Below are 5,839 nucleotides of genomic sequence, written 5' to 3'. Positions count from 1 at the left end.
GCATTCACCCCCCGGATAGCGCACGCTGGGATAGACGATGCCGTCCGCCTCCGACGCGCGCACCTGTGCCGCAAAACGCTGCGCCGGGGCATAATCGTCCGGATCGAGCAAATCGTCCGCTCCCGCCGCGCGCAGATCGACGAGATCTCCCGACACGTTGAGCACGATCTCGCGGAACTGCGAGGTCCAGCCCGGCGGCTCGGCGGTGCGCGCCATGAAGCGCGCATGGTGGTGGATCGTCTCGAACAGCGCAGTCTCGTAGCGATCCCCGACATAGAGCACGCCATAATCGCCCGCCGAAAAGCGGCTCGGCCGGTCGGGGCTGACATGCGTGAACGAGGCCATCAGCCACGACGCCCCCGGCCCGCCCACGCGGCGGTCGGCCGGCACCAGATCGAGGTTGCCGATCGTCGCCATGATGCGCGGATTGGTCTTCTGCTCGGCCGAGAGCAGCAGCGGCCAGTCGGCCGGATCGGCGATATCCTCGAACAGGTCGATCGGCGGAAACAGACTGCGGATGATCCGTACCGCGCCCTTCCATTCGAGATGCGTGGTCGCGGCCTCGGCCGCCGTCACCACCCGCCGCGCTCGGCGTCGAGATAACGCCGCACCCGCATGATATCGGTCAGTTCGCCGCCCAACATCACGTCGAGCGCGCTCGCGCCGGCGAAGGCGCGATTGGCGGCGCGCACCCAGCCATAACCGCGCTGCGGCTCGCTGAAGATGATCCTGAGCGCCTTATGGATGCCGAGCAGGTTGGAGAGCCGCGCGCGACCGTCGCGCGAGATCCGCCCCGGCCCTTCCGCCTTCCAGCGGCGATAGCTGCGCACCGGCATGTCGAGCAAGGTCGCGGCCTGCTCGTCGGTGACGCCCCATTTGCCGAACAGGTTGAGCGTGGCACGGAACATCGCCTCGCCCTCCTCCTGCGTAATCGGGTCGGCGCGGAACGCCTGGGGTGCGGTATCAACCGGCTGCAATGCCAACATGGTCAATCTCCATATGGCATCATATATGGGATGTCAGGCCATATGGCAATGTCACGCGCTTGCGAATAAGATCGTGGACCATGCGCGCGCGCGGCAGGATCAGATAGGCGCCGATCCCCAGCGCCAGCGATGCGATGATCTGCGCAACCCAAAATTCCCCGAATTTGGCGTGCAGGACGGTGTCGGTCACATACATCGGGAAGATGTTGAAGATATAAATATAGAAGCTTGCCGCGGCGATCATGATCATCATTCGCCCGGCGATGTCGGGCAGCGGGATCCGCCGCACGAAGACGATCAGCCCCGCCGCAACGAGCATCGCCGCGACATGCGCATCGTTCCATCCCCATGCCAGCGTGGAAACGGTCGCGAGCATCAGAAACAGCGCGAGACGCAGCGGCCGTCCCGCTTGGGCGATCGCCCAGCCCGTCGCGAAATAGACCAATGTCTGATCGGGGCTGCGGAAAGCGTGCCCGGCCGCATCGCCGACGCGACCGCCAATCAGGTGGATCATCAGCGCGGCCCCGGCAAATGCCATCCCGAAACCGGTCGGACGGAGCGTGGCGAAGCGGCGAACAGCGGGTATGGCGAGCAAGATACAGGTCACCGCCACGCACCAGGTCAGGCTTTCGATAAACCAATAGGGGTTGAGAATTCCGCCCCAATCGCCGTGGAACGTGCTGACGAACAATTGGTGCCGCCACAGGATATGCCGGTCATGGGCAAAGACCACCAGCATGATCGCGAGGTAAATCAGCAAGTAACGCCGCGCGAAATCGAGGAATACCGCCCCCGATCGCCCGGCGAGCAACCGTGTTCGTTGAAATCTCGCCCAGGTAAAGCCGGCCAGCATCATCAGGACGTCGGCACCGCCCTGCATCCCGCCCAGCGCATGCTGGAACAGGATCAGCATGATCGCCAGGCACCGGACGATGATGTCGCTTTCCAGCCAGATCAAATGCCAATGCGCGTGGCGCGGCGCATCGGTCTGCGCCCGAGCACGTAATTGCGCGAGCGACAGTGTCTCCCAGCCTTCGGGCAAGGCGCCGAGCGCATCCTCGATCGCGATCGAACATTGCACATAGCTGAGGGAATCGCCGCCGAGGCTCTCGAAACTGTCGGTCTCGGCAATCGGCATGCCATGCGCCAACCCCCGATAGAGCCGCGCGACCCGTTCGATCGCGCTGCCGTCTGCGAGGAGCAACCGCTCGCGGGCTGCATGCCCCGCACGAAGCACCGCCGCATAATCGATCTTGCCTCGCTGCGTGCGGGGCAGCGCGGCGAATTCGACGAATTCGAACAACGTAGCAGGAAGATCGAGCCCGCCCAGCGCCTGTCGTGCCTTGTCCAGATCCGCGGTCGCCGCGGCGGCGACCACCACCAATGCATCGTCACCGGCAACGCAACAGGTCGCCGCGCCGGCCGCGCGGCATCTTTCCTCCAGATCGTCGAGCCCGACCCGCAACCCGTACGCCTTCACGAAGCGGCTCTTGCGCCCGACGATGCGGAACAGCCCCGGTTCGATCTCGATCGCCAGATCGCCGGTGCGTAGCACGTCGGGACCGGGCGGATCGGCCATGTCGCGCCGCGCGGTGGCATAGCCCATCATCACATTGGGGCCGCGATAGACGAGTTCGCCCGGCTCGCCCGCGGCGACGCGCGCGCCCTGCCCGTTCTCCAACCACAGCTCGCCGCCGGGGATCGCCCGACCGATCGCGCCGGGATGCAGCGTCAATTGCTCGGGCGGAAGATAGGCGATGCGCGCCGTCGCCTCGGTCTGCCCGTACATGATGAACAACCGCGCCTCGCTGTCGCGCACCTGCCCGGCGATGCGCGCGACGAGATCGGGCGCCATCCGCCCCCCGGCCTGGGTCAGCGTGGTCAGGCTAACCGGCAGATCCGCCAACAGGCCGGCGCGGTCCATCAGTTCATAGCTGTGCGGCACCCCCGCGAGCCCGGTGACACCGTGCGTGTGCAGCATATCGCGGAAGGTCGCATCGGCGACGCTCGCCTCGGTCAGCACGATCGATCCCCCCACCGTCAGATGCGAGTTCACCACCGACAGCCCGTAGGAATAGGAAAGCGGCAAACTGGTGACCGCGCGATCGGCGGCGGTGAGGCCGAGATAGGCGGCAATCGACCGCGCATTGGCATCGAGCGCATTGGCGCTGAGCCGCACAAGCTTGGGGCTGCCGGTCGAGCCGGAGGTGGACAGCAACAACGCCAGATCGGGGTGCGGTTCAAGTTCCCACGCGGCTGGCGTCGCCTCCAGCCGCCACGCGCCGCTTGCCTCATCGAGCAGATAGCGCGCGTCGGGCCGATAATGATCGAGAATATGTCCGGCCGCGGCCGCCTCGTGATGCATGATCACCGGGGTGCCCGAGCGGAGCGCTCCGAGATATGCAACCACCGCTTCGACCCGGTTTCGCGCCTCGACCGCCAGCAGCAGGATTTCGTCGGGCAGGGCAGCGGCAAAGTCGTCGGCCAACCCCGCGAGCTGGTCGAACGAAATCGATCGGCCATCCTCGCAGACCAATGCCGGTGCGGCACCCCATTGCTGCAGCGTCGCCGCGAAGAGCGGCGGCGCTCTACCCCTGCCTGCCACTCCCCTGTCACCCCAAATTCGTTATCGATTCGGTGAACAGTTCATTAACATTATTGAACTTTAGGAAGAAGACCCCGCGCAGTGCCGATCGCCGCCTGTCCCGATTGCGGACAGCGGCCGCTCAGTCGGCGCGCCAGCGAAAGGCGATAGCGGTGTCGCCGACCGCGTCGCCGTGCCGGTCGAACCGCCGTTCGACGATCAGCCCGTTATCGCCGGCGTCGACCAGCACGATCGTGCTGCAGCGCGTGCCATAGGCCGTGTCGCGGACGAAGATCGGCGCCGGATCGTCATCGGTCCCGGCCGCCGGGGTCGCGTCGCGCAGCCCGGCGAACAGCGCCTCGCGATCATGTTCCGCGCCGCTGAGCCAGCGGGCGATCACCTCGCTCAGCCGGATCGTCTTGCGCCACGGCGGATCGAGCGGGCCGTTCGACATGGCATGAAGCCCGGGCGCGAGCGCGCGCGCCAGCGGCGTGGGGCGGTTAGACAGGAACAGCGCATCGTCGTCGCCGATCGTCACCGCGTTGAACGGATTGTAATCGCCGAGCCGCTCGGTCGGCGGCACGATCCCCGTCGCGAGCCCGGTAACCAGCGCGCCGCGCGACGCACGCGACGGATCGGGAGCGCCGAACCCGCGCAAATTGGTCACCGCGGCGAACCGCCCAGGCGCGGCGACCGCCAGCCACGTCCCGCCGGCCTGCGCATCGCGCCCGGCGATGATCGTACCGTCGGGCCAGCGCTGTAGCGCCTCGGCCGGGCGATCGTGGAATTCGTCGCGATTGGCGGCGACCACCAGCTTCCAACGCGGATCAGCCCGCCAGGCGATTGCAAGCACACACATAAGCGCGCTTGTTCCAGCACTTCACCGCAATCGCAACAGCGGCGCCGTGGTTAATGCCGAACTTGCCATAAAGCGGCGGAAGCGCGATGCTGCCGCCCACCGCGACGGAACGACTCGCCTCCGCCGGCCCGCCGCGGTCCGGGGTGAAGGGGTGAGTGAGATGGACATTGACCGGCTGAAACCGCGCGCGGGGCTGCCCGCGGCGCGTGTCGTGCGACGCACCACGATCAGTTGCGGCCCGCTCTATATCGTCCGCGAGGAGCATCGCTTCGCGCGCGATATCGCCGGCGATACGTTCGTCCCGGCGGTGCGCCGACGCGCCCGGTTCGCCGGCTGGCGAGTGGTTGGCGCGGCGGTGCTGGGATGCGTAGGGATCGGCGGGATCGCGCTCGCCGCCACCGGCGTGCCCACGCGCGGCGATTATGTCGTCAGCATCCCGATCCCCGATTCGGTGCCGGCGGTTTTCGCGGACGCGGGAAAAGCCGTCGCGCGCCACCGTCCGCGCCGTGCGCCGGCGGCCGCGCAGGCGGTGCCCGCCCCCGTCCCCGCTGACGCGACCGAGATCATATCCGCGCGGTCGCTGGGCGACGCGACGACCGCCGCATTCGCCAGCCGCGCCGCGGCGATCGACGCGGCGTTGCGCAGCGGCGACATGCAGGAATGGCGCGACGCCAGGGCCGGCGAACGCGGGTTCGTCGTCGCCGGCCCGGCCGATCGCGACGGCACGCAGACCTGCCGCAACCTCTCGATCCTCACCCGCGGATCGGGCGACAGCCAGGAACGCGTCGACCAGCAGCGCCAGTGCCGCGCGGGCGGGTAGACTTTCGTTCGTTGCCCAAGAGCGATTACGAAACCCCGTGTGCTCCCGCGAAGGCGGGAGCCCGGACCGGGTCCCCGCCTTCGCGGGGACACAAGGGGACGCCGACACGCGGCGCCGTGAAGTGCGGGCCTTTCTTCCTCGCGAAGACGGACAGCCCTTCGACAGGCGCGGGACGAACGGCTAGCTGAGCCGCTGCAACGCGAACCGCCATAACTTCTGTTATCGAAACATTGACAGCGCGGCCGTCGCTGGGCCAGTCTCTCGCGATGCGCGGCGCCAGACCGTGCCCCATGGAGAGCAGGCATGGTGCTGACAAAAGGGGATGATTTCCCGATCCACCAGACGCCGGAGCCGGTCGCTTACGCCGGCACCGATCGCAATTTCTACGACCGCTATTTCTTCAACGGCTACACCCCCAATGCCGATACCGACGGCTTCTTCGCGGTGGCGATGGGGGTCTATCCGCACCTCAACGTGATCGACGCCGCCTTCTGCTGGCTGATCGGCGGCAAGCAGGTCAACCTCCACGCCAGCCGCGGGCTGGGGATGGAACGGATGGATACCCGCGTCGGCCCGATCGGCATCGAGGT

Annotated in this window: 6 protein-coding genes; 2 read left to right on the top strand and 4 right to left on the bottom strand. The window is 67.3% G+C overall.

What is annotated here, in order from left to right; translation table 11 throughout:
• From BGN95_RS07145 to BGN95_RS07130, 4 genes are all read right to left on the bottom strand, one after another.
• Nucleotides 1-579: RES family NAD+ phosphorylase (locus BGN95_RS07145; RefSeq protein WP_502688263.1), on the bottom strand; the 579-nt coding region annotated here is incomplete at its 3' end.
• Nucleotides 573-986 carry an MbcA/ParS/Xre antitoxin family protein gene (locus BGN95_RS07140; protein ID WP_265312419.1) on the bottom strand — a complete coding sequence of 138 codons (414 nt, stop codon included), beginning with the start codon at nucleotides 984-986 and terminating at the stop codon, nucleotides 573-575. The genes BGN95_RS07145 and BGN95_RS07140, both read right to left, overlap by 7 nt.
• Before the next feature lie 19 nt (nucleotides 987-1,005).
• Nucleotides 1,006-3,591 carry an AMP-binding protein gene (locus BGN95_RS07135; RefSeq protein ID WP_286772097.1) on the bottom strand — a complete coding sequence of 862 codons (2,586 nt, stop codon included), beginning with the start codon at nucleotides 3,589-3,591 and terminating at the stop codon, nucleotides 1,006-1,008.
• A gap of 121 nt (nucleotides 3,592-3,712) precedes the next feature.
• A complete protein-coding gene (locus BGN95_RS07130; RefSeq protein WP_286772096.1) occupies nucleotides 3,713-4,429 on the bottom strand; it encodes an NRDE family protein in 717 nt (238 codons plus the stop codon).
• Between the two features lie 160 nt (nucleotides 4,430-4,589).
• Between BGN95_RS07130 and BGN95_RS07125 the strand changes: the two genes are divergently transcribed.
• Nucleotides 4,590-5,249 (top strand): hypothetical protein, encoded by a 660-nt coding sequence (locus BGN95_RS07125; RefSeq protein WP_286772095.1) that lies wholly within the window; start codon nucleotides 4,590-4,592, stop codon nucleotides 5,247-5,249.
• A 303-nt stretch (nucleotides 5,250-5,552) separates the two neighbouring features.
• Nucleotides 5,553-5,839: Rv3169 family protein (locus tag BGN95_RS07120; RefSeq protein ID WP_502688262.1), on the top strand; the 287-nt coding region annotated here is incomplete at its 3' end.

It is taken from the genome of Sphingomonas sp. 66-10, from assembly GCF_001897045.1.
GTDB lineage: Bacteria > Pseudomonadota > Alphaproteobacteria > Sphingomonadales > Sphingomonadaceae > Sphingomonas > Sphingomonas lycopersici.
The sequence above is the reverse complement of the archived record's forward strand: the minus strand, read 5'-3'. Positions and strand labels throughout refer to the sequence as shown.